At 40.1% G+C, this 1,764-nt stretch carries 3 protein-coding genes; all 3 read right to left on the bottom strand.

The features are described from left to right. Nucleotides 1–204 precede the first annotated feature (204 nt). The 3 genes from PX481_RS19860 to PX481_RS19850 all read right to left on the bottom strand — a co-directional run bounded on the left by PX481_RS19860 (nt 205) and on the right by PX481_RS19850 (nt 1,528). On the bottom strand, nt 205–423 hold the full coding sequence (locus PX481_RS19860) for a type II toxin-antitoxin system HicA family toxin (protein WP_002764516.1): 219 nt from the start codon (nt 421–423) through the stop codon (nt 205–207). 19 nt (nt 424–442) lie between these two features. Next, a complete protein-coding gene (locus PX481_RS19855; protein ID WP_288028122.1) occupies nt 443–685 on the bottom strand; it encodes a type II toxin-antitoxin system HicB family antitoxin in 243 nt (80 codons plus the stop codon). A 198-nt stretch (nt 686–883) separates the two neighbouring features. Beyond that, the gene (locus tag PX481_RS19850; RefSeq protein WP_002764157.1) at nt 884–1,528 is read right to left on the bottom strand and encodes a DUF3782 domain-containing protein; all 645 of its coding nucleotides are present in this window, start codon (nt 1,526–1,528) and stop codon (nt 884–886) included. Nucleotides 1,529–1,764: the final 236 nt, after the last annotated feature.

Raw genomic sequence — 1,764 nt, 5'->3', positions numbered from 1 at the left:
TAAATCCTTATCTGGCAAGAGACTTAATTGATTAGTTCGCTCTAGATAAAAAACAATTGACAAAAATCGCTAAATGCCTTTCTATATAAGGGTTCCATCCCTTATAACCCCCGTCCATTGCATAACAATTACCGAAGAGCCGTCTCTTATTATGTATGATACCCATTATTTCACCCCCATCTAGGGGAATGGCATAAGTTCTAGTTACAATTTCTCCCATTCATCTTTAGAAATTTGAGCTTGTTTTAGAATTCTACTGAGTAAATTAATACTAATATCTGACTGATGAGGATTGGGAAGACGGACTCTTAAGCCATTCTTTTCCATAAATTGGTGTCTTTTCCCTGCGTAGGGACCTTGAAATCCTGCTTTATGGAAAGCTGAAATTAAATTAGAACGAGAAATTGCACCAAAATAAGGCATGATTCAACTTAGATAAATGTTAGGCGACTAAATCTATTTTTAAAGATAAACCGTCAAATTCTGGCAATTGATGACCTAATTTAATTGCCAATAATATCCATTCTTCTAAGACTTCTAAGAGTTCCCGACGACAAGCTTCTAGGGTTTCTCCGGTTGCCCAAACTCCCGGAGCATTGGGAATGTTGCCATAAAATCCCTCATTATCCTCTAAAAATTCATAATGGGCTGTTTCCATCGCTTTATTAAGATATTCTTGGATCATAGCTTTCTTTGATTGATTATTTCGTTTTTTCCCAGTATAACATAGTAATTTATCCCTTTGAGCGATCGCTACTTCAACCGAATCGCCCGAACTCCTATTTTTCCAAGCCTTTCAGGGCAATGCTTTCAGCCAATCCTTAAAGAAAGTATTAAGAAAACGGGAAGGGGGGAAAAAAATTATGATGGGAGCATCATTCTTTTACCATAACTTAGGCTCAAAGCCAGAATCATTAATTATTTCTACTGTTTCTCCCGATGGTTTAATCACAAATAAACCTTGTTTATAGGCATAACGATCTACTCCTTCATCTATTTCTATTCCTGCCACTGCACCATAAGCTTGATAGTTCTTATAGTGGGGAAATGCTTCTTTAAATCGACTTAATTTTTCTAGAAATTCATTAACATCATCTTTCGATAAACGAGACTTACATTCGACTAAAACTACCTCGGTTTCATCGACGGCTAAAATATCAATCTCCATGGCGATTCCTTGGCGTTTTACCCTGGCGCGACTGTAGGTTTCTTTGACATCGATACCCTTCGCACGAAATAGGCGAATAACCGCAGGTTCCACTAATTCCTCGACAAATCTTCCCCAGCGAGTGGTTAAACTATCCACCGCACGACTGGTATTTGCCACTGTTTTCTCTAGCTGTGCTAAACGGCGATCGGCTTCGGCCTTGGCTTCGGCCGCCCGGCGATCGTATTCGGCTGCCCGGCGATCGGCTTCGTCCTTGGCTTCGGCCGCCCGGCGATCGTATTCTTGGCGTGATTGTTCAAACTTTTCGTTAGTTTTCTCGAAAAGTTTATAGATATCTTCGATGGTAATCGGTTGAGACATAGTTATTTACTTTAATCCTCCTTATTTTACTGATTACTATAATTGTACTACCAAATTACCAGTCATTTTTTGGACAGGTGTTAATTCACTGAAACATTCATCGGAAATTTTGGGTCTGAAACCCCGCCGTTCTAGGTTGGCTTTACGTTAGAATTAAAAGGCCAGTCTCGAAAACCAAGTGGACGGCGCAGCACCTTGAAAACTCGGCTTAGGGGGTTCCGACCAGAAAAGCTTGG

The organism is Microcystis sp. M53603_WE2 (genome assembly GCF_030065435.1).
This window is presented reverse-complemented; position numbering and strand designations above follow the sequence as displayed.

Excerpts from the sequence above, each read along its gene's own strand:
- PX481_RS19855 (WP_288028122.1), bottom strand. The coding sequence starts at position 685 with ATGATCCAAGAATATCTTAATAAAGCGATGGAAACAGCCCATTATGAA.
- PX481_RS19860 (WP_002764516.1), bottom strand. The coding sequence starts at position 423 with ATGCCTTATTTTGGTGCAATTTCTCGTTCTAATTTAATTTCAGCTTTC.
- PX481_RS19850 (WP_002764157.1), bottom strand. The coding sequence starts at position 1,528 with ATGTCTCAACCGATTACCATCGAAGATATCTATAAACTTTTCGAGAAA.